At 43.3% G+C, this 22,985-nt stretch carries 7 protein-coding genes, 1 tRNA gene, 3 rRNA genes and 1 pseudogene; 4 read left to right on the top strand and 8 right to left on the bottom strand.

Annotation, left to right across the window (positions count from 1 at the left end):
• Positions 1–95: 95 nt before the first annotated feature.
• Complete coding sequence (locus ACZ5A8_RS07005; protein ID WP_464533016.1) at positions 96–2,948, bottom strand: PocR ligand-binding domain-containing protein; 2,853 nt, start codon at positions 2,946–2,948, stop codon at positions 96–98.
• Between the two features lie 516 nt (positions 2,949–3,464).
• Positions 3,465–7,994: a PAS domain-containing protein gene (locus ACZ5A8_RS07000; protein WP_464533015.1), complete on the bottom strand. Its 4,530-nt coding sequence runs from the start codon at positions 7,992–7,994 to the stop codon at positions 3,465–3,467.
• 541 nt (positions 7,995–8,535) lie between these two features.
• Between ACZ5A8_RS07000 and cbiZ the strand changes: the two genes are divergently transcribed.
• Positions 8,536–9,138 (top strand): adenosylcobinamide amidohydrolase, encoded by a 603-nt coding sequence (cbiZ, locus tag ACZ5A8_RS06995; protein WP_464533013.1) that lies wholly within the window; start codon positions 8,536–8,538, stop codon positions 9,136–9,138.
• Positions 9,139–9,376: 238 nt separating this feature from the next.
• Here the strand turns inward: cbiZ and ACZ5A8_RS06990 are convergent, their stop codons facing one another.
• The 5 genes from ACZ5A8_RS06990 to ACZ5A8_RS06970 all read right to left on the bottom strand — a co-directional run bounded on the left by ACZ5A8_RS06990 (position 9,377) and on the right by ACZ5A8_RS06970 (position 16,287).
• Positions 9,377–10,897, bottom strand: a complete 1,521-nt coding sequence (locus tag ACZ5A8_RS06990) for a NosD domain-containing protein (RefSeq protein WP_464533012.1) — start codon at positions 10,895–10,897, stop codon at positions 9,377–9,379.
• A 529-nt stretch (positions 10,898–11,426) separates the two neighbouring features.
• A 5S ribosomal RNA gene (gene rrf / locus ACZ5A8_RS06985) occupies positions 11,427–11,548 on the bottom strand.
• Positions 11,549–11,626: 78 nt separating this feature from the next.
• Positions 11,627–14,533, bottom strand: a 23S ribosomal RNA gene (locus tag ACZ5A8_RS06980).
• A 119-nt stretch (positions 14,534–14,652) separates the two neighbouring features.
• Positions 14,653–14,725: transfer RNA gene (locus ACZ5A8_RS06975), tRNA-Ala, on the bottom strand.
• Between the two features lie 84 nt (positions 14,726–14,809).
• Positions 14,810–16,287 (bottom strand): 16S ribosomal RNA (locus ACZ5A8_RS06970).
• The 16S, 23S and 5S rRNA genes sit together here with 1 tRNA gene alongside, the layout of an rRNA operon.
• A gap of 1,123 nt (positions 16,288–17,410) precedes the next feature.
• On the opposite strand from ACZ5A8_RS06970, the gene mtaC reads away from it, so the two are divergent.
• Together mtaC and mtaB are read left to right on the top strand one after the other, a co-directional pair.
• On the top strand, positions 17,411–18,193 hold the full coding sequence (mtaC, locus tag ACZ5A8_RS06965) for a methanol--corrinoid protein MtaC (protein ID WP_464533011.1): 783 nt from the start codon (positions 17,411–17,413) through the stop codon (positions 18,191–18,193).
• 13 nt (positions 18,194–18,206) lie between these two features.
• Positions 18,207–19,592, top strand: a complete 1,386-nt coding sequence (gene mtaB, locus ACZ5A8_RS06960) for a methanol--corrinoid protein co-methyltransferase MtaB (RefSeq protein WP_464533009.1) — start codon at positions 18,207–18,209, stop codon at positions 19,590–19,592.
• Between the two features lie 1,043 nt (positions 19,593–20,635).
• Here mtaB and mtaA read toward each other — a convergent pair.
• Positions 20,636–21,655, bottom strand: coding sequence for a methylcobamide:CoM methyltransferase MtaA (mtaA, locus tag ACZ5A8_RS06955; protein ID WP_464533008.1), 1,020 nt, complete (start codon positions 21,653–21,655; stop codon positions 20,636–20,638).
• A 495-nt stretch (positions 21,656–22,150) separates the two neighbouring features.
• Between mtaA and ACZ5A8_RS06950 the strand changes: the two are divergent.
• Positions 22,151–22,675: pseudogene (locus tag ACZ5A8_RS06950) on the top strand (O-acetyl-ADP-ribose deacetylase).
• Positions 22,676–22,985 lie beyond the last annotated feature (310 nt).

Genomic DNA, 22,985 nt, shown 5'->3' with positions numbered 1-22,985 from the left:
CTTAAGAGACAATAAGATGCATAAGCACCGTGTAAAAATAACAGAAATTAATAGCGATAATGATAGCTGTAATATAATAGCTGTATAGTGATTGATTATTGTGTTACTGGCACTTCCGGATTATTTTTTTCTATTACTTTAAATTTGAGAATAAATTCGGTCCCATTATCCCTTTTCAGTTCAAGTTCTCCATCTAACTGTTCCACAAGTGTGATTACCAGCTGTATGCCAAGACTATCAAGGTCTTCAATATCAAGATTTTCGGGAATGCCTACACCGTTGTCTGAGACAGCCATAACAAAATTAGTAGACTTATCATCTTCCTCTTTATATTTTCCATTTTTTTCTCTAAGGAGTTTAATTCCGATTTCTCCTCTATTTCTGTCGGGAAATGCATGTTTAAAAGAGTTGGAAACAAGCTCATTGACAATTATTCCTAAAGGAACCGCAGTATCCATATTAAGGAGTGCATTCTCTTCCATATCCATACACAGGCGGATATTTTTACTATTCAGGCAGTAAGTATTGAAAAGATTTTCAGCTAACTCTCTTATATAGGTAGAAAAGTTCAGTGTGTCAGTTCCTTCTCCTTTATAAAGTTCTTCATGAATAAGAGCCATAGATATAACCCTGTTCTGGCTCTCTTTGAAAGCCTCAATAACTTTCGGATTGTCAAACTTATCAGCCTGAAGATCAAGAAGTGAAGAAATCACCTGCAGATTGTTCTTAATCCGGTGGTGGATTTCTTTTTTACGGGCAATTTCGATATTTGCTAAGGCTTTTTCTGTTTCTTTACGCTCTGTAATATCTTGAATTATTCCTTTCACCTGGATAGGATTATTATTCGGATCAAAAAAAACTTCACTCTCTGCATGGACTGTGCGCTCTTTTCCATTAGCTATAATAATCCTATAATCGATGCCAAATGTCTTTTCGTTTAAAGCTTTCTTAATAGCATTATCCACGTAATCGCGATCATCTGGATGTATATAATTAAAAAGTTCGTCATAAGCTGGGATTGATTTTTGAGGATTAAGACCAAAAATATAATACATCTCCTCAGACCAGTATGCTTCACCAGTTATAAGGTCCCAGCTCCAATTTCCAATATGAGCCATTTTTTGGGCTTCAGCCAGACCTTTTTCACTCTCTTTCAACGATTTATAAGCCTGTTCAAGCTCGGCTGTTCGTTCTTTAACCAATTTTTCAAGGTTCTCATGTGTTTTTTTCAGAGCTTCTTCTGCTTTTTTGCGTTCAGTGATATCGATGCAGATCCCGGCCACTCGCTGCGGTTTTCCGTTGCTATCATAGGTAGTACTGCCAAGGGCATTGATCCATCTCACTTCTGCCGAGGGTAGTACTATCCGGTACTCGATCGCAATCGGAGTATGGTTGTCAATTGCTGTTGCGATCTGACTGTCCACTCTCAGCCTGTCATCGGGATAGAGCAAATCTCTCCATAAGTCAAAGCTGGCATCATATTTCTCGGGGTCCAGACCAAAGAGCCAGAACAGTTCTTCAGACCATTCTAGCCTGTCGGAATGTATATCCCAGTTCCATATGCCTGCGCCTGCAGCGACCTGGGCAAGTCTTAAACGCGACTCACTTTCCAGTAATTCTTTCTCTACCCGCTTGCGCTCGGTTATATCTATGAACGCAGAAATGGATCCCTGAGGGTTGCCCTTCTCATCTCGCAAAGGGCTTGCGTTACCCAGCAAGTGCCGCACTGTGCCGTCAGGGTAGATAAGGTCGAATTCGTAGTCGCGTACCTCTTTGCCTGCAGCTGATATTCGTACTGGCATTTCCGCAGGCTTGATCTCCACACCGCTCTTAAACATGCTATAAGTCTCGGGTTTTCCGCCTTCAGGAACAGGTCTGGATATGTTTGTACCCTCAGGAAGCCGGAGCCATTCATAAGAGAGCCGGTTACCGGTCATCTGAGTTACCCGGGTATCATGTGTTATCCACACAGCGGCAGGAACTGCGTCCAGCAATACTGTAAGTTCGTTAGAGCGGGCCTGCTCACGTTTCTCACTCTCTCGCAATGCATCTACCACTGCATCACGTTCAGCCAGCAATTGAGATAGCTTGATATTGCTGTAGCCTACCTGTGAGAGCATATTGGCAAAGTTCATGAAAAAGGTCATGATTGTATCCACAGCTTCCTTGCTCAGCCGTGGGACTTTTTCAAGAGCCTTTATATATTCTTCCTCATCAAAGCCATATTTTCTGGCTTGAGATTGAAAAAAATCATAATCCGGAATTTCACCTTCAAAAAAGAACTGCCCTAAAAAGATATTTCCGATGTGTCTTCCGCCTATAAAGATTGGGGTAGCTATGTCCAACATATTGTTTTTACATTTGTACAGTTTATATTCTCCCTGAGGAACGCCTGAGGACAGCTTCGTGTCACTTTCTATGCAGGATTTGCAAGTCTCGGGGTGGACCCTGTGGAATTTAGTGCATATTTCCTGCCATCCGACGCCTACCAGAATATTGCCATTGGGATCGAATATGCCTATAGGGATATTAGCAAATTTATAAAAGTCATCCATAAGGGACTGGACTGCATGGATATCAATGATATCGGCAAACTCCAGATTTGCCATCTTTCGAGCTTCACTTCTCTGAAGATTATTTTCAAACTCTTTCTGGTAGCTTATGTCAAATCCAGAAATGTTTACACATTCCTGCTCGGTTAAGGGGTGAAACACAATTAAGTAGACTCTATTTCCCACTTTAACTTCTATTTTTTCCGGGTTATTTCGGGTAATTACCCTTTGAATAAGATCTCCGAAGGTTGAAGGTAGTTTTTCTCCTATTTCCACGCCCCACTCATGCAATAGGGACTTACCAGCCTCATTTGAGTAAAGAACAGTACCATCCTTTGCCACACTGAGAACAGGATTCAAGTTTATTGCCGGGAATTGCTCAGTTTTCGCTTTCATTGTCCCTTAAGTCTCCTTCTCTTAAATGGCAAAAAGCCTTCTTTCAAAGATTATTGAATGAATTAGTTATTTAATTTTGATATTCTTTTACTTCCCGTTATATAAAAAGGTGTTATTTATGTTTGGTTGTATTTTTTAACTTTAAGCTTCTATAATGCTGATTCGCCTCGATTTATACAGATTAGAACTCTTGTTTTTAAATTGTTACAACAAACCATAACCTGATATAATATTGAATTTATAAAATATATTATTAGCATCATCGAGTGTGATCTTTTATTATAAATAGAAGTAAAGCGCGATAATTAAAAAATTATGAGAAACTCTTATAGATAAAAGGTTTTTAAAATAAATGATTTCTTACTAAAACAAGAAGAAATTATTAATATATAAACTTGTTAATTAATTTATGATTCATAACATGTTTGTTTATGAGTTCTATAAAGCCTTTAGAGGACAAGCAATTATGAGGTAATGTAACTGAATGACGGTTACGTCCTTCATAAAGGCTGATGATCATATCTCTATATTATTAAACCATATAGTGAATTCTGTTCCCCTGTCTCTTTTAAGTTCTATACAGCCATCTATCTGTTCAACAAGAATATTTACTAGCTGAAGCCCCAGAGAATCCATGTTTTCAAGGTTTATTTCTCGCGGGATCCCTTTTCCATTATCCGTTACTTTAAGTATATATTGGAACCCATTTCTTCCATTATAGTCTTTATCTGAATTGAAAATCTCAGTTTTGGTGGCAGAAGTTTCAGCCCTGCAAAGATTTAATTGAATTTCGCCTTTTCTCCCAGCAGGAAAAGCATGCTTAAAAGAGTTTGAGACCAGCTCATTTACAATAATTCCAAGAGGAATTGCGGTATCTATGCCAAGATCAACCTGTTCGAGATTAAGTTTCAGGCTGATATCTTTGTCTCCAAGATTATATGAATTGAAAATGTCTGCAGTCAACTTTCGAAGATAGGCTGCAAAATCTAAACTGTCCAATCCTTTACCTTTGTAAAGTTCTTCATGGATCAAAGCCATTGAAGCTACACGGCTCTGGCTTTCTTTAAAAGCCTTTATAACCTCAGGAACTTTACAAAACTCCAGGTGTGAGAAGGTTTCTGCTTGAAGATCAAGCAAGGACGAGATTACCTGCAGGTTATTCTTAATCCTGTGATGAATCTCTTTTATACGAGCTTCCTCAATTTTTGCCAATGCTTCTTCAGTTAGCCTGCGTTCGGTAATATCTTGAAGTATTCCTCTCATTAGAATAGGGTTATTTTTTTCGTCAAGGATAACTTCACCCTGTAAGTAAACTATGCGTTCTTCTCCATTGGCTGAAATTACTCTGAAATCAATATTATACGGGCTGCCGGTTAAAGTCCCTATGATAGCATTACTCACATATTCTTGATCTTCTGGATGTACAAAGCTTAAAAGCGATTTAAAAGTCATTTCAAATTCCTGAGGCTTAAACCCTAAAATTCGATAGATCTCATCAGATAAGTATACTCTATCAGTTACAACATCCCATTCCCAGTTACCAATATGAGACATTTTCTGGGCTTCAGCAAGACCTTTTTCACTATCTTTCAAAGACTTATAGGCTTCTTCGAGCTCTGATGTTCTTTCTTTAACTAAATTTTCTAAATTATCGAGAGTTTCTTTCAGTTTAGCTTCTGTTTCTTTCCGCCTAGTGACATCTGTAAAGATGGCAGTGAACTCGCCATATCCGGGACTGTATACGTAGATAGATAACCATTGCTGGAGTGTCTCGAAAAAGACTTCGATATTTAGTTCGCTGCCTTCAAGAGCTACTTTGCCGTAATTCCCGATATAATCGTAAGCAAAATATTCGATCCCGGGAAACACTTCTGTAGCCCTTCTACCCTCAATATCTTTTTTCTTGATCCCGGTGATACTTTCATAGGCATTGTTTACTTGCAAAATAATATAATCAATGGGTTTACCCTTTTCGTTTGTGATAACCTGGCAATGCGCTACACCGTTGGTTCTTGCGTTAAAGAGTTTAGAATATCGTTTTTCGCTCTCGCGGAGTACTTCATTGGTTTCCTGAAGCTCCTCAGATTGAGCCTGTAACTCTTCAGACTGGATCTGAAGCTCCTTATAAGCCTGGCGTAGTGCTTCTTCAGCTTTTTTGCGCTCGCGGATATCTACGCCGATGCCAATCATTGTATCATCGGTCAAGAATATATTAGCCCATCCGATAGGCACATGCTGCCCGTCCTTTGTCGTGCCGATCCATTCTCTCCAGCCTGCCTTTAGAGACAGCATATATGAGGATACCTCGGCACGGTAGGCTGGGTCTGGATACACCTTGGCCATGAAATCTCCATTGTTGGCATCGGCGGTAGTCCAACCGAGCACCTGTTCAGCATACCTATTCAGCGTAAACTGCTCCAGATAAGGATCCCATGTAACTAGCAGGACAGGAATGTTGTCGAAGATTTGCTGGAGCATTTCTCGTTGATGTGATAGCTCTGCTTCTACTGCCTTGCGCTTGGTAATATCGCGGCCTATTACAACTGACCCGACGATTACGCCGTCCTTGTCACGAATGGGAGCAAAGCTATAGCTCCCTACCCAGGTTTCTCCAGTATCCTTACGTTGCAGGATATATTCGGCATCAGTAACCGTCTCTCCCCGCAGGGCTCGAGGAACTGCCCACATATCAAAAGGTGCTGGCGTCCCATCTGCCATAAATACATCCAGGATATCCGGGTATTCAGCGAAAGTCCTGGAGCATTCCTCCCTGTTCTTGAACCTATGGAATGTCGCGAACGCATCGTTGAAATCGATGAACCTTCCCTGAGCATCGGAAATGAATATTGCATCGGTCATGCTGGCAAAAGCAGCCTCTAGCTTTGTCCGGCTCTCTCGTAAAGCCTCTTCAACTTTCTTGCGTTCGGTAATATCTCTAAAAATCACCGCGAACTTTCCTTTCTCAGGGCTGAATGAATAGATATCAAAGTATCTATTCGTTGGCGGGGCAAAAACTTCAAAATGAGTTGATCGACCTGAGAGTGCAACTCTCCCGAATTCTTCTATCTCTATAGGGGGCACACTGTGGAATACCTCGAGGGCAGACTTGCCCAGTACCTGTTCAATCTTTACGCCTGTTTCAAGTTCAAAAGCAGGATTTAGCTCAAGGTAACGGTAGTCATATGGTTTGCCGGCATTATCACAAATTATCTCTCCAAGTAAAAAACCTTCAGTCATATTTGTGAAAAGCATCCTGTAGCGCTCTTCGCTTTCACTCAACGCTTCATAAGCTTCCTGAAGTTCCTCAGTTTGAACCTGTAACTCTTCAGCCTGAACCTGTAATTCTTCATTGGATGCCTGTAACTCCTCGGATTGCACCTGGATTTCCTCATATGCCTCACGTAATGCCTCTTCAACTTGCCTACGCTCTGTAATGTCTCTCCAGAAAACCGAGATTCCTGCTGTAGAGGGATAAACGCTTACTTCGTACCATCGATTTCGAATAAAACCCTTGATCTCGAAATTAGCTGGCAGGCGAGTATCCATGACTTTCCTGTAAACTTCCTCGAACTTACTACCAGCCATATGAGGGAATTTTTCCCAGATATTTTCTCCGACCAGATCTTCAGGCTCAAAATTTCCGTTATTGGCTGCGCGCTTATTGATATATGTAAACCGCCACTCCCTATCAAGTTCTAAGAAGCCATCTTTAATACTGTTAACCAGGTTGTCAAGACGTTCCTCGTTTCTTTTTAACTCAGCATTCATCTTTTTGCGCTCAGTCGTTTCCCATGAGATATTGAGTATTCCTTTGCCCTTTTCTTCGGGCAGATCCAACCTGAATAATGACCAGGTGAAGTATGCCGGCTCAATAGGAGCGCCGGGGAAACGGGAGATCATATACAGCTCGTCTGTTTCATGATACGGCTCGCCAGTAGCCAGAACCTGGCGGCACAAATCTACAAAATCTTTTTTAGTCTCCGACCATAGTTCGTTCAGAGTTTTACCAATTATCTTTTTTCCAGGGGCAATAGCCTGATAAGCAGGATTCACCAGCTCAATTCGCAGGTCATTTCCACTCATTAGATTGATGGCGACCGGAATATTCTGGATGACTGTAACAAGTAGTTGGCGATGAAACTGTGATGTCTTTTCAGCCTGTTTACGCTCCGTGATATCTTCATCTACCACGACACCGCTGATAATCCGGCCTTCTTCGTCTCGGATTGGAGCCGCACTAACACTCATGATCCTGCGGGTTCCATCAGCCAGCTGGAACTCAATCTCTTCTCTAATAACCTCCTCACCTTTCTGTATTTTGCCAGAAGGAGCTTCTGCTATTATCACGCCAGCAGGAAGATATTTCAATATTGCCTCAAGGCGAGATTTTGCAGCTTGGGATTCCGGGAGAAGTTTTTCCAGCTCTTCTTGTGTTTGTTTTAGCTCTCTGGTATTCGTTCGTTCAGAGCCTTCTATCCGTTCCCATTTTCCTTTCCTTTTAACTAAAGTGAATTGATGATTTGCTGCGATCTCGATGATATCAGCAGCGTTACACTCATCAAGAGAATAGGTACATAGAGTTACTACAGGGTATTTTGTTATGATAAGGTCCAGGCTTTTCTCATAATCAATAAAATAACTATAACCCTCACTTTCCAGCCAGCAAACATTCTCAATCAATCTTAGCCCGTTATAATCACCGGTCAATGAATGATTGATTTTATCAATCAGGTCATCAATTGCCCTTTTTGAATCAAAAATACCGTCTATTATGTACAAATTTGAGGGAATAATTTCTATCTGACCTTTTTTCAAATAATCGTCAAAATCAGAAATATCCTTTCTCAGGATTTTTTTTGCACTTTCTACTTCAAAAAGCTGTGATGTTATCCAGATACAAAGTTCGTTATTTTCCAATCCTGCTCTTAAAAAAGGGATGAGTATCTCTATCAGATCTTCTTTTGTCTGGTGCAATTGGCAAAAGTGAGTTCCAGAAGGCACATTCCCAACAAAACCGATGCCAGAATCTCTAATATCATTTTTCATATATTCTTCTCCGCCTTTTAAAAACAAAGCCAAAAAATACGTTGATTCAGGTATCCTATATGGTATTTCTCGCTCATTCCTGTATATCAAATCTATAGGGTCTCTTCTACCAACATATTTGAGTATTTTGTATAAAAATTTTAACTAATTTAAGAAAAATACATTGGTCATCGGTTAAGGAAAAATCGTTATCACTTACATTGATTTTCATAAAATTTGTTAAATTATTCATCAAATGCAAAACTGGAATCTGATATCGATTTCAATTTAAACACTAAACATTTGGGTTTGAGTTTTTCCGTCGAAATCGAGATCCGCAGCTCAAAATCCTTAACCGAATACAAATGAAGAAAAATATAATCTCATAGGAATTAAGCTTCTTGAGCAACTTGTAATTGATCTTAAAGAAACGGATCTGGTAAGAGCAGTCTTTTTAAGAGCCATTCATTAAAGCAAATAAAGTTGCTCTCGTTCAGAAAGCGTTATTTCACAAACTCTTCATTTATACTGAAACACATCTTCTTTAAAACGGAGCCCTTACATGCAATATCACATAAAAGACAGCACCCTTATTATTGAAGGCGATTTCGAAGCCGTGAGCACAGGTTTAAACGGCGGCCGCGCGCGGGTAAAGTACCTTTTTAACAAACAGGTGCCAAGAACCTTTAATCCCCTTAGCCCTCAGGATTTCGTAAAAGAAGCAGCCCTGAAACTAGGTATTGAAGAAACTTACTTTAGCCTCCTGACAGCAGTAAATATGGAATACCTCCAGGTCATTGAAGACGACTATCTAACAGCTTTTATAACTGCTGGCGTAAGTAACGGCTCAGAGTTCAGGGTAAAGGTAGGAACTATAAACATAATTCTAATATCAAAGGCAAAACTATCTGAAACAGCTCTCTTCGGCGCGATCATCACAGCCACCGAAGCTAAAGGGCTTGCTCTTCTTGAGAAAGGATACACTTTCCTTGGCACGAATACGGATGCTGTGGTTGTTGCCTATGAAAAAAGCTCAGGACCGGGCTCAGAAAGTAAAGAAAAATGGGAAATCCCCTATGCAGGCTCGAGTACTGAGTTCGGGAAAAAGATCACTGAAGCTGTAATTAGAGGAGTTAAGGTTGGGCTTGAGCTGAGAGGAGAATAAGGTGAAGTAATTAGCTGTAGTACATAGAGACTATCATTTTTATGAGTCAAAAACAAAAAAAGACGTGTAAGATAGCCTGTGCTACCTTACTTTACCTTTTACTTCCTGCCTCTTTCTCTTTCTTTTCGGATTGTTTTTACACTTTTGATTTTCATATTATGATTTTTATATTATATTTCTAACCCGGGACTCGGGTTTTACCGGAGATTTAAATCCTCAGCATGTAGTGGTTTTGAAATTAAGTATGCCAGTAAGGTCCCTTATCTGGATTTGTCCCCATTTCATTGAGAAGAGAAAGATCCAGAAGTTTTTCAAATGCTCGCTTATTCTTTAGTCCGACGATCCTAGCCTGATATCTGTCCTTGCTAACGTTCCCGTCCCCTTGCATGTAAACATATTCTCCGTCTTCAATACCTACGATTACGAAGGAATCAGGAATATATTCTACTCCGAAATAGGTTTTAAGTTCAGGATTCTGGTCCAGATCTACGGACATGATAGTGGCTTTTCCTTCATATTCTGCTGCCAGCTCTTTTATGATCGGTTTCATAGACTGGCATTTCGAGCACCACTCAGCCCCGAGTCTCAAAAAAACCGGACCTTCCTGAAGGGATGTGTTTACCTGCCCAAGCTCGGTTGCTTCAACGACAGCGGTTTCTTCCTGGGTGTTCTGCTGGTTCGTAGAGTATTTTTTATTTAATAGAACTATTATGGTACTGCTATCGTTGATTATGTTTTCAGAACCATCAATGCCGGGATGAGTTTCGTTTACCGCAGGCATGTAATCTATGCTTCCGGTTGTCTGATTGATAAAGTACGGAGCATCTCCTATGCCATTTCTGTCAGCATCCTGTACAGCATAATTATGCCAGAAATTACCTGCTGAGCTGCTGTTCCAAAAATTATTTCCTTCGTCAATGGCGTTAATGAAATTAATGAAATCATTCTGGTAAACTATATTGCCAGATGATTTGTTAAAGCAAATTCCAATGTCATTCAGATAAAGGTTGTTATTGACTAAAGTATTGGACTCTGCCGCTTGGCCAAGAATTCCATATTCGTTTTTAGAAATAAGGTTATAGGCAAGAGTATTCCTCTGAGATGCTTCCAGGAAAACCCCTATTGCGTTTGAGCCTGCAGTGTTGTTCATAAGGGTATTATTGGCCGAATTATTCAGCGAAATTCCCTGATTATTTGTCACCACAAGATTATTGGACAGTACATTTCCTTCAGAATCAACAAGAGAGATACCGTAATTCCCAAGGCTTACCAGATTGCTGACAATGTAGTTGCCTTGCGAACCATTGAGAGAAATACCTAGATCATTCTGTATCAGCATGTTGTTTGTTAATGAACAGTTCTGCACACTTTCAAGGTAAATCCCTGATTCATACCAATCAGTTCCAGAAGGGCCTCCTGAGATATAAAAACCGTCTATTGTCACATTGCTTGAATAGATACCAAAAACATTAGCTTTCGGAATCACGCCTATAATATAGGTTTTAGTCTGGTCACCTGAGAGAGTGGAATGTGAAAGAATTCTGAGTTCTTTATTCACTTCTATATTTTCCTGATATACTCCCTGGCTTACAAGGATTGTATCCCCATTTTGTGCATTGTCGATAGCTTCTTGAATCGAACTATAGTTCCCCTCCCCATTAATATCTACATTAATAATTGTAGCATCTGCCTGAGCTACTGTTGCCACGAGCACGTAGGATAAGAGAATGCAAATATTTAGAATGGATTTTCCTTTCATGAGCCAGCGTTCCCCTTAATTAAATATATTAAGTCTGAAAAAAGAAATCTTGCATTTATATAATTAGTGAGAATATAATTCGAGATAATAAAACGATTTTGAAACATATTTTCTGAAAAATAAACCTAAACTCTGGGCTTTAGTTTACAGATCTTCATGCCTGCAGGAACTTAAGTTATCCATCTTCTTTTTAGTTCTCTAAAAAATTCCGTAAAATAACCAGAGTCATCCCATTTTAGATGGCTTATTGCCTGCTGAGAATTGCCACATTGAAATGGAATGCAAAATACAGAAATTATTTTCTGAAGAAGCAGAGAATTATCTGAAAGCAATAGAGGAAATATAAGGACTTTAAGACACAGACCTGATTTGGATAAACACAGCTCAAAAATCTGAAACTTCAAAGTTTAGTAAAGAAAAGGTTCTGAAAAGACACAAAAATAGATTAAAAATATCAGTAAGATCAAAAAACAATATCAAGGTGAGTAAAAAACAATATTAGAATAGGTTTGAAAGTAATATAGGGTGAGTTTGGCAGCGATCCAGAGTTCCCGAAGGCTCGCACACTTCAGTACAGTAAGGAACGTGGACAGGCTTATCTTCTGTGTTCGGGATGGGTACAGGAGTTTCCCTGCCGCTATGGCCGCCAAGCTCTACCTATAAATGGGATATGGAAAGATGAAGTCATGTATAGGTGTGCTGCATAATGAATTTCGCCTGGACCTGAATTAGGTGAAAGGAACGGATAGTTAGTTAACGCGGACTGAACACCTCGTTGCCTTGGTGCTTACATCCCGTTTCTATCAAACCGGTCTTTTACCGGAATCCTTAAAGAGGTCTCTTTTTAGGTCAGATTTCGAGCTTAGATGCATTCAGCTCTTATTCCTTAGCGCGTAGCTGCCCGGCGATGCCTTGTCAGACAACCGGTACACCAGTGGCGCCGCTGCTTGGTTCCTCTCGTACTAAAAGCAGCTTACCTTCAGACCTCTGGCACCTCTAGTAGATAGTAACCGACCTGTCTCACGACGGTCTAAACCCAGCTCACGATCTCCTTTAATAGGCGAACAACCTCACCCTTGGCCGCTGCTGCACGGCCAGGATGGAAAGAACCGACATCGAGGTAGCAAGCTGCCGGGTCGATATGTACTCTTGCCGGCAACGACTCAATTATCCCCGGGGTAACTTTTCTGTCATTTTTGGCCCCCACCAAGGAGGCACAAAAGTTCGCTAGAACCGACTTTCGTCTCGTCATCCACTGCTGTGCTGAATAACGTCAGGCTGACTTATGCTCTTGCACTCTTCAGTGAGTTTCCGACCCACTTGAGTCAACCATTGCGCGCCCTTGATATCTTTTCAAGGGCGTCCCGCCCCAGGCAAACTGCCCACCTATCGGGGTCCTCTTCGCAGAGTTAGGGTCGTAGTCCCGGAAGGGTAGTGTCCCAATTGCGACTCCACGGATGCTGGCGCACCCGCTTCGACGTCTCCTACCTACACTGTACATCCAGAACCACAACCCAACGACAGGCTGCAGTAAAGCTCCACGGGGTCTTCACTTCCCCCTAGAGGTCTCTAGACTGTGCACTAGAATGTAAGCTTCACCGGACTCCAGTTAGGGACAGTAGGGCTCTCATTGATCCATTCATGCAAGTCGCCAATTAAGCGACAAGGTACTACGCTACCTTAAGAGGGTCATAGTTACCCCCGCTGTTTACAGGCCCTTCTTCCCGTTGAACCGGGGTTTCAGGTACCTGCACTGAGCAGGATTCAGAGATTGTACTAGCCCTTACGGGTTTGCAATCTCCTATGTTGGTATTAGACAGTTAGAGCCCCCTGGTCACTGCGACCTGCTGTCTACACAGCAGGCACTCCTTCTCCCGAAGTTACGGAGCTAATTTGCCGAATTCCCTTAACTGAATTACTCCGACACGCCTTAGCCTTTTCAGCTAGGGGCACCAGTGTCAGTTCTCGGTACGGACATTTAGCTGTCCTTTTCACGGGTTCCTGGGTGCAGCCGACTTTAGCCATAACAGATTCGCCCGCTTCTCGCCATTACGGCTCTCCACGGGATTCGCTGCTTAGACGGCGCGACGACGCCGCTCGGCCTGCCCTGAAACGTCAGAGCTCAGTGCTAAATGGTACAGGAATATTAACCTGTTTCCCTTTTGGCGTACTCGAATTACGGTACGTCTTAGGACCGACTAACCCTCGGCTGACGATCATTGCCGAGGAAACCTGGCCCCTTCGGCGGCAGGGATTCTCACCCTGCTATGCTGCTACTATTACCAGGATTTTCGTTTGTGAACGGTCCACAGGACTTCACAGCCCTGCTTCAGCCCGAACACAACGCCTTCCTACGAGATTACCTTTCGGTACTCCGTGGTATCGGTGGTCGACTTGAGCCCCGTCAATTTTCGGGGCCCCAAACCTCGACTGGTGAGCTGTTACGCACTCTTTGAAGGGTAGCTGCTTCTAAGCTAACCTTCCAGCTGTCTTGGGCTTGGGACGCCCTTTAGTGTTAACACTTAGTCGACACTTGGGGACCTTAACCACGGGCTGGGTTGTCTCCCTTACGGACTACAAGCTTACCCCAGTAGTCCGGACTCCGACTTTCTTCAATGACAGTGGGTTTGGAGTTTGACAGGCGGGCGAGGGGTTTCCCCCCCGGAACCGCCAATCAGTGCTCTACTCCACCGACAATCTCCAGTCAGGTCATGCTGCGACATGTTTCGGAAGGAACCAGCGGATGCCGGGTTAGATTAGCATTTCACTACGAGACGCAGGTCACACGAATGATTTGCAGATCAATACCGCTTGCGGTCCTCCACGTAGCTTTCGCCACGCTTCAACCTGCCCACGCCTAGATCACCCGGCTTCGGGTCGTACCCCGGTGACTCCACGCACTTGTATACGTCGTGCCTCGCCCGTGAGGGTTGCGCACATGTTGCTTTCGCTTCGGCTGCCCAGATAAAAGGTTAGCCATCGCCACCAAGATACACTCCCTGGCCCGTTCTTCAAAACGTAAGATACGACACTGGCAGTGATACTCGTACAACACCCTCGCGGGTGCTTCCTTCGTACCAAAGATCCTTTCATGCCGTATCGTTCCATCACTATCAGGTTTCAGGCACTTTGCACCTCCCTTCTCGGGGTACTTTTCAGCGTTCGGTCACCCTACTATTTCGCTATCGGTCTCAAGTAGTATTTAGTTTTGGAGGTTGGTGCCCCCCGGATTCCCGCACGATATCCGACGCACGGTACTCAGGGACATGTTCCGGTCTTCTGGCTTACACCTAAGTGACTGTCACACTCTATGGTCTGCCGTTCCAGGCAAGTTCGGTTTTGCCGCGAGACGTTTGAACAGCCCTACAACACCACATTTCCCCGAAGGGATTCGGTTTGAACTGTGCCGTTTTCACTCGCCGTTACTAGCGGCATCTCGTTTGATTTCTTTTCCAGCTCCTACTGAGATGTTTCAATTCGGAGCGTTCCCGATCATTACTGATCACTATGGAGAGGTCCCATTCGGAGATCCCGGGTTCATTGGCTCCATGCACCTACCCCGGGCTTATCGCAGCTTGGCACGTCCTTCATCAGCTCTTGAGCCGAGCCATCCACCTGATAGCATAACTCCTGTTACACCTAACCAGGTCCAGTTAGCGTTCAATATACAGCACCTATACACGACTTCATATGCCCGCGGTTCCGCGCAGGCTATCCATCCTTCCCCGATAAGCTACTTACCGGGTGCACAAAAATGGACTTGCTGGGATTCGAACCCAGGGCCTCTGCCTTGCAAAGGCAGCGATCTTCCAACTGATCTACAAGCCCGAGAGAGACGAGAGATCCATATGGATCTCTGGTTTGAGGATTTGTTCGGTTTATCGGCATCTGGGTGATAGTGTTTTTCGGCTTAGGAGGTGATCCAGCCGCAGATTCCCCTACGGCTACCTTGTTACGACTTAACCCCCCTTGCAAAATTCAGGTTCGAACACGGCACAGAGTCCGTGCCCTCACCCATACCTCACTCGGGTGGTTTGACGGGCGGTGTGTGCAAGGAGCAGGGACGTATTCACCGCGCTATATTGAAACGCGATTACTACGGATTCCAGCTTCACGAGGGCGAGTTACAGCCCTCGATCCGAACTACGAATGGGTTTGTGAGATTACCAACCCCTTTCGGGGTAGGGACCCATTGTCCCATCCATTGTAGCCCGCGTGTAGCCCGGGAGATTCGGGGCATACTGACCTACCGTGGCCCGCACCTTCCTCCGATTTAACACCGGCGGTCCCCACAGAGTACCCATCGTCCCGGAGGACATGCTGGTAACAGTGGGCACGGGTCTCGCTCGTTGCCTGACTTAACAGGATGCTTCACAGTACGAACTGGCGACGGCCATGCACCTCCTCTCAGCGATTCAGGCAAAGTCTTCAGCTTGGCCTACATATTGCTGTCGCCCCCGGTGAGTTGTCCGGCGTTGAGTCCAATTAAACCGCAGGCTCCACCCGTTGTTGTGCTCCCCCGCCAATTCCTTTAAGTTTCAGCCTTGCGGCCGTACTTCCCAGGTGGCTCGCTTCACGGCTTCCCTGCGGCACCAGACACGGTCGCGCCATGCCTGACACCTAGCGAGCATCGTTTACGGCTGGGACTACCCGGGTATCTAATCCGGTTCGTGCCCCCAGCTTTCGTCCCTCACCGTCGAACCCGTTCTGGTAAGACGCCTTCGCCACAGGTGGTCCCACAGGGATTACAAGATTTCACTCCTACCCCTGTAGTACCTCTTACCTCTCCCGGTTCCAAGCCTGGCAGTATCCCCCGAAAGCCTAACGGTTAAGCCGTCAGATTTCCCGGAGGACTGACCAAACCGGCTACGGACCCTTTAGACCCAATAATCACGATCACCACTCGGGCCGCCGGTGTTACCGCGGCGGCTGGCACCGGTCTTGCCCGGCCCTTGCTAACAGGTGTATTTTACACACCCGGACAGCCAGCATATGATGCTGGCACTCGGTGTCCCCTTATCACGGTTTCCCGCATTGTAAAGTTTTCGCGCCTGCTGCGCCCCGTAGGGCCTGGATTCATGTCTCAGAATCCATCTCCGGGCTCTTGCTCTCACAACCCGTACCCGTCGTTGGCTAGTAGGTACGTTACACCCACTACTACCTGATAGGCCGCAGACCCATCCTTGGGCAGACGAATCCATTTTACGCATAAAGCATTCCAGCAGATATGCGGTATCCGGAATTATCCCCAGTTTCCCGGGGTTATGCCGGACCCAAGGGCAGGTTATCCACGTGTTACTGAGCAGTACGCCATGTTCACGAAGAACATATGACTCGCATGGCTTAGGCGAACACCGATAGCAGTAACCTCTGGCAGGATCAACCAGAATTGTTATAGCACACTTTGAAATTAAAGGTCTTGGTCGCAGAAACTTGCACTAACAACATCAAATTCAGTTAGTTCATTTCGCGATAGATGTGAAAACACCTATCACCCAGAATTAACCGAACCGACAAATCCTCGTCAGACAGAAAACAACTTCTGTCTCCATTAAAAGATGAAAGAGATTTTTGAAATTCAACCCACACAATTGCTTTGTGTGAGGGAATCATACAAGGTATTTCTTGTATATAAACCTTCTTATTGTCCTCCCACATAATTGTTCTGTGTGAGGGAATCATACAAGGTATTCCTTGTATATAAGCTTTTTCCCACCTCGCAGTTTTTCAAGGCAGATTCAGCGCAAAACGAATTTTGCTTAAATCTACAGAGATACTGCAGCTCCAATCATTAAAGATCGGAAGCAGGCGAGCCTCGCACAATTGACGTGTGAGGGATACATACAAGACGTGTCTTGTATATAAAGCTTTTGTCTGACAATTTACCTGCATACTGATTTTATTGCAAAAGTAATTTTGCCATAAATCAACAAGCTTATTGCCACCTGATCTCTCCTGATCAGGGAATCTTCTAAATGCAGTACTGTTATAAATACTTTTTGGCAGCTTTGTCGTGTACTCAGTTTAAGATGATTCGGAGTGATCCTGAAGATGAAAAACGAAAAATGAGTAGCATACAGATAGTATGCAAGAAATGTAGATGCACAGCATAATTTCTTCCGATATATTTCGATACGAGTACTACCGTATGCACACTGACAGTAAACAAAAAATTTATATGTTTGGAGAGAAATCCAGCCCCATAAATGGAAAAAAACGGGATACGCAATGGAATTGAAATTACTTGTTTTCAGTCTGAGAACCTAAAACTTGCTCAGTGGGTTTTAAATATATAGAACACAATTAAATTAAGGGGAGTTAGAAGTCCCATTAATAAATCGGGAAGATTTTGGGAATTTATACCTATTTAGATCACGATTAGTTGTTACTATTTAAAAATGGGGAAGTAAATAGACATCTAAACCTATTTAAGATCTTTTTAGGGACTCTTTTGTTTTAACCCGGCTTTTGCCCCTGTAAATAACCAGGGATTATTTGCTCCTCAAATCTAAAATGGAGGTTAGATATTTGATAGACGTAGATCCCAGTGGTATTCTGGTTCGTTACAACGTTAAAATGGAAAAGGAAATGACACCGGAAGATGCCGCAGAAGAGCTTTATCCAAAAGACTCGACACTGTACCCGGTTGCAAAAGCCATCTTCGAGGGAGAAGAAGATGACGTTATTGAAGGGCTGAAGAAAGCTATCGAGTCCGGAAAAGACCCTATTTCTCTAATCAATGATTCTTTGATGGTAGGAATGGGTGTTGTTTCCAAGCTTTACGATGACGGAGTTATTTTCCTGCCCAACGTTATGATGTCTGCTGACGCCATGCTGGAAGGTATCGAATTCCTTAAGCAAAAAGCCGGAAAATCGCCTGAAGTCAAAGGAAAAATTGTCTGCCACGTTGCAGAAGGCGATGTCCACGACATTGGCAAGAACATTGTGGTTGCGCTGCTAAGAGCAAACGGGTATGATATAATAGATCTTGGAAGAGATGTTCCTGTCGATGAAGTCATAGCTGCCGTCGAAAAGGAGAGCCCCCTGATGCTGACAGGTACAGCTCTCATGACCACGACCATGTATGCCTTTAAGGAGATCAACGACAAATTAATGGAGAAAGGCTACAGGATTCCCTTTGCATGCGGAGGTGGTGCTGTGAACCAGGACTTCGTGTCGCAGTATGAGCTCGGTGTATATGGTGAAGAAGCGTCTGATGCCCCGAAAATGGCTGACTTTGTCAAGGCAAATGGGGACAATATTGTAAAGCTGAGGGAGAAATTCCATAAACACTGAGGAGGTGGAGTAGATGGCAGTAAACAGATTCACTAAAATGGCTTATTCTACAGCAGATGAGATGGTCTTCGGAAGAGCTGTCAAACCCGTCAAAACAGGACTCGGGCTTGAGATTGGTGCCGGATACACAACTCCTGAAGTGAACTACGCTCCAAGGCCCGAAGCAGGTGCATCCAAGGAGAAGCTGATTAAAGAGTACGAGAGGATCACCACCGATATCATGGCAAGGATGGTCCAGATAGGAGCCCCTTCAGTTGTACTCGAAACTGAACACGTTCAGCAGATGTCCAATAACCCCTCCTGGGGAGCAGAAGTTGCACACGCCCAGAAAGCCATCATGGAAGACTACCATGACGAACACGGCATAAAGTGCGCACTCCGCCACACCATAGGAGATATCCGTGAGAGCAGAGACTACCTCCAGCTCAGAGGAGACAAATACAACACCTTTATAGAAGCATTCGAACAGTGCGCTCAGAACGGTGCTGATATGCTTTCAGTAGAGAGCATGGGCGGTAAGGAGGTCTTTGACTACGCAATTCTCAGGAACGATATGCCCGGTGTACTTTTCGGCATTGGTGTTCTCGGCAGCATGGACATGGAAATGATCTGGTCCGATATTGCAAACATTGCAAAGAAGAATAAGGTAGTTGCAGCCGGTGACACGGACTGTGCCCAGGCAAACACAGCAATGTTCATTGCAGGCGGTCTGCTTGACAAGAACCTTGCCCACACTATTGCAATTATTGCAAGGGCAATCTCTGCAGCAAGAACTCTCGTTGCATATGAAGCAGGTGCAACAGGTCCCGGAAAGGACTGCGGATATGAAAACACAATCGTCAAATCCGTATCAGGTGTTCCGATTGCTCAGGAAGGTAAGACCTCAACCTGTGCCCACTCTGACCTTATGGGCAACCTGACCATGCAGTGCTGTGACCTCTGGTCCAACGAATCCGTTGAATACCACGGTGAATTCGGTGGTACCACAGTTCAGTGCTGGTCCGAAAGCCTTGCATACGACTGTGCTCTGATGAACGTGGCTCTTAATTCGGGTAATGAAAAGATCCTGAGAGATCTGTTCGCAGCTTCTGACATGTACAGAGACGCCCAGGGTTACGTACTCGCATATCAGAATGCTTACAGAGTAGGAGAAGCAATTGCCAGGGACGGAAATGATATTTACCTCCGTGCCAGAAACGCAGCAATAGAGAGCATTAAAATCGTAGAAGAAGGAGCAGGGGGCAAACTCGAACTTTCCAGGTTCGAAACCAAAGCTCTTGCAGATGCAAAGGCTGCTTTTGAAGCCCTCACTGACGACAGTGACAAGTTCATGAGCGACAACCTGGACAAATATAAGAAGGAAGTCAAAGTCTTCCTGCCGGAGAATTACGGCCTCTAACCAAGGTTGTTCTCCTTTTCCTTTTTCTTTTTTCAGGAAAAGTTTTTAATAAATGTCTCTGGAGAACTTCCGGAGATCTCTTTTCGAATATTTTTTTCTTTGGATAGTTTTTTCTTTGGATAGTTTTTTCTTTATATATTTTCTTCTTTAGACCGGAGTTTATACTTTATAGTATAAAGCCACATCAAGCGACATGATCTACATAGGGTCTAACAAAAAATTAATTATGTTGGGTAACAATTCCAAGCATTTTAATATAAAACCGACAAATATAGAACCAATTAAATAAATCGGTGTGGCACAAAAATAGTTAATTTCCCACTATATGGGGTCTAACACAGGATCTCTGTAACAAGACGCCCTATTATGGTTTCTTTAGTATAATATGGTGAAAATCATATAAGTATCAATCGGTGGGCTAGTTCAATATGTGGCGACGCCAAAATTGAACGAAACAAGTTTGGAACTTAATTAATTTCTTGTTAGACCTACATAATATCCATAGCTGCACCACGATTTTTATGAGATCTTATAAACTCCGGTTAGATACTTTTCAGGATACTTTTCCTGTATTTTGAACTTTTCCTGAAGATTTTAACTGCTAGTTGCTTCCCATTTATTCTGAAAAATTTTTACCTGCGCTGCACTGGACTGAAGCCAGCTCACACCAGCTAAGAAAAAAACACAACGGAACCGTACTGCTGTTAAGAAAAACCAGATCCCAGGAAAAGGTACACCATAGAGATTGAGAAATACTTCCCCTTACCCCGGAAAGTGTTTCAGTCTACTGATAATAGGATGTTCACACCGGCTTACATGGCAGCCGATTGAAAAAAAGAAAAAAACACTAAAGACTTGAAGACCCGGTATAACGAATAAGGCTTTACTGGTAGGAGAGATTTGTGATTCGGTCTCTCAAAAATCACCGCTATAACATAATATTAGTCCTCTTGAGCGAGTGAAACAGACCACGCGATCCCGAGGCACAATTCGGGAAAGTTAAAAAATAAAATTAAAAAAAATAGGGTTTTTATTTCAACTAATCAAGAGTAATATTCGTCTCTTGCTTCTACCATAGCTTTAATATGAGAAACCGGGGTCATGGGTGCAATTCCACAGCCCGGAGCAAGCACGTCAACGCCGTCAGCGATAGCCTGTTTGGCTTCTGATTTTATTTTGTCAACCGGGCCTGGAAGCAGAGTAAAGGGGCTTGAAATATTTCCTACGAGCCTTGCTCTGTCCCCGAGTATTTCTTTGGCCTTCTTTATACTGCCAATCTTTTCTTCAACGCTCAGACCTTCGAAGCCGCAGTCTGCCATATAGTTGAGGATAGGGTTCACATTGCCGCAGATGTGCAGGACTGTAACCGAATCCACATTTGAAGAGAAATTCTGCAATCTGGGTTGAAGCACATTTTTGAAGGAGTCCGGGCTCATAAGGTCAGGAGATGCTACTGGGTCTGCAATGGAAATAACATCTGCCCCTGCAAGAACCATGGAATTTGCATACGCTATTGTGGCTTCGGTTGCAAAGTCCAGTACCTGTTCAAAAAGCTCGGGTTTTTTCAGAGACCATTTCATAAAAGACTTGACACTCGAAAGGTCCGAGGCAAGGGTGACCGGTCCTTCCATTCCTCCGATAACAGGCACATCCGGACCTACTCTTTCTCTAATGATTTTAATCGCATCAAGTACAGCCTGGATTCTGCCCATGTCAATCAAGTTTTCGGGCATTTTCATGCCTTCAAGGTCTTTGGGATACGGATGGGCAGTAACAGAAGGCTGTCTGTTCTTCGTACCCATATTAACTTCGCAGCCCATGGCTTCGGCAAGCACGGTCAGGCAGTAAGGAACCCTTACAGCTTCGAGACCGCTACGTTCATAGTTTGCAATCGCCAGTTTTGCCATCTGTTCAGGATCAGAGTGAGCTTCCGGCCAGGGAGCTCCCACTTCGTCCATTAACTCCACAATTCCGGTCTGGGTTACGGAACAAACAGGTACTTTGTCAACTTGCTTACCTTCCAATGCGTTTAAAAGTCTCTCCTTAAGTGTCATGTCGCTCATGGTTAGTCTCCCCATTGAAATAATTCAGAGGTTTATTCCTGGCTATATAAGCCATGGTCAAAAAATATGTTTAAGAAATATTTCGGCTCGATTTATTTTAGCCACTTGTTCATTTTAACTACTACTGGCTTATTTTATGTGCAACTGCTTATTTTATGTGCAACTGTTTATTTTATCGATATATACTTTTGACCTTTCAGATTTTTTAATCTTTCAGATCAAATTCTTAACAGGGTCGCCTCAGTAACCCCCAGAGGCATATAAGAGTTTTTAGAACTTTTTAAGCGGGCAATTACGCCTGCAGGTCACCGAAATCCCCGCTTTCGGATTGACTAGTATAATCTATGTTTTATGCTATATCATTGTTTGGGAACACATAAATCAAAAAGCTATGACTTTTAAGAAAAAAAACTATCTAATGTGTAGATAAAAGAGCCGAGTACAGGAACCGCATACAAAAGTAAAAGTTGAGTAAGTCGAGTACAGGAGTCAAGTATGAAAGTAAGTCCGGATAGAATAAAGATATCTGAAGGGGATATCGTAAAAATGAAAGTGGATGCGATTGTCAATGCTGCAAATAATACACTTCTCTGAGGTGGAGGAGTAGATGGAGCCATCCACAGGGTTACAGGCCCCATGCTGCTGGAAGAGTGTAGAACCCTTAATGGCTGCCTAACAGGAGAAGCAAAAATTACATCCGGATATCTTCTGCCTGCAAAGTATGTTATACATGCAGTCGGCCCTGTATGGCATGGAGGCAGAACAGGAGAGGATGAACTTCTGGCTTCTTGCTACTGGAATAGCCTTGAACTTGCTAGAGGATACAATATAAAAACAATTGCCTTTCCAGCCATAAGCACAGGAGCATACGGTTTTCCTTCCGAAAGGGCAGCCGGGATTGCAGTTTCTCAGGTAAGGGAATTTCTTCAGAATAATAAGCTACCTGAAACTGTTTTCCTCGTTTGCTATAATAAAGATAGCTGCAAAAGCATTAGAAAAGCCCTTGAGAGAAATCTTTAAAAAATAATTTATCTTTAGAATATCTTTTTACATATTCTTTTATAATGTAAACTCTCTTCAAAGAGACAGCTTAAATACTGGTAAACAATTCTCAAAGCAAATTTGGAAAGTTTTCTCCCACTCACATTTATGGGAGATTCTTTATATAGTATGTTAGAAAAATAGGTTCTAAATAAAAATTATAATGATAACAAACATGATAGCAATCCCAGATATCCAATAATAGCCCGCCCGAAAAACGAAAGTAGGGCTTAAAAAGACAGATAAAAACATAAAAATATATAATGTAATGCAAGTTTATCGGTAAACA

Source organism: Methanosarcina subterranea, assembly GCF_055385895.1.
Note: the sequence above shows the minus strand (reverse complement) of the source record. Positions and strands in the feature narration are given on the sequence as shown.

Excerpts from the sequence above, each read along its gene's own strand:
- ACZ5A8_RS07005 (WP_464533016.1), bottom strand. The coding sequence starts at position 2,948 with ATGAAAGCGAAAACTGAGCAATTCCCGGCAATAAACTTGAATCCTGTT.
- ACZ5A8_RS07000 (WP_464533015.1), bottom strand. The coding sequence starts at position 7,994 with ATGAAAAATGATATTAGAGATTCTGGCATCGGTTTTGTTGGGAATGTG.
- cbiZ (WP_464533013.1), top strand. The coding sequence starts at position 8,536 with ATGCAATATCACATAAAAGACAGCACCCTTATTATTGAAGGCGATTTC.
- ACZ5A8_RS06990 (WP_464533012.1), bottom strand. The coding sequence starts at position 10,897 with ATGAAAGGAAAATCCATTCTAAATATTTGCATTCTCTTATCCTACGTG.
- mtaC (WP_464533011.1), top strand. The coding sequence starts at position 17,411 with ATGGAGGTTAGATATTTGATAGACGTAGATCCCAGTGGTATTCTGGTT.
- mtaB (WP_464533009.1), top strand. The coding sequence starts at position 18,207 with ATGGCAGTAAACAGATTCACTAAAATGGCTTATTCTACAGCAGATGAG.
- mtaA (WP_464533008.1), bottom strand. The coding sequence starts at position 21,655 with ATGAGCGACATGACACTTAAGGAGAGACTTTTAAACGCATTGGAAGGT.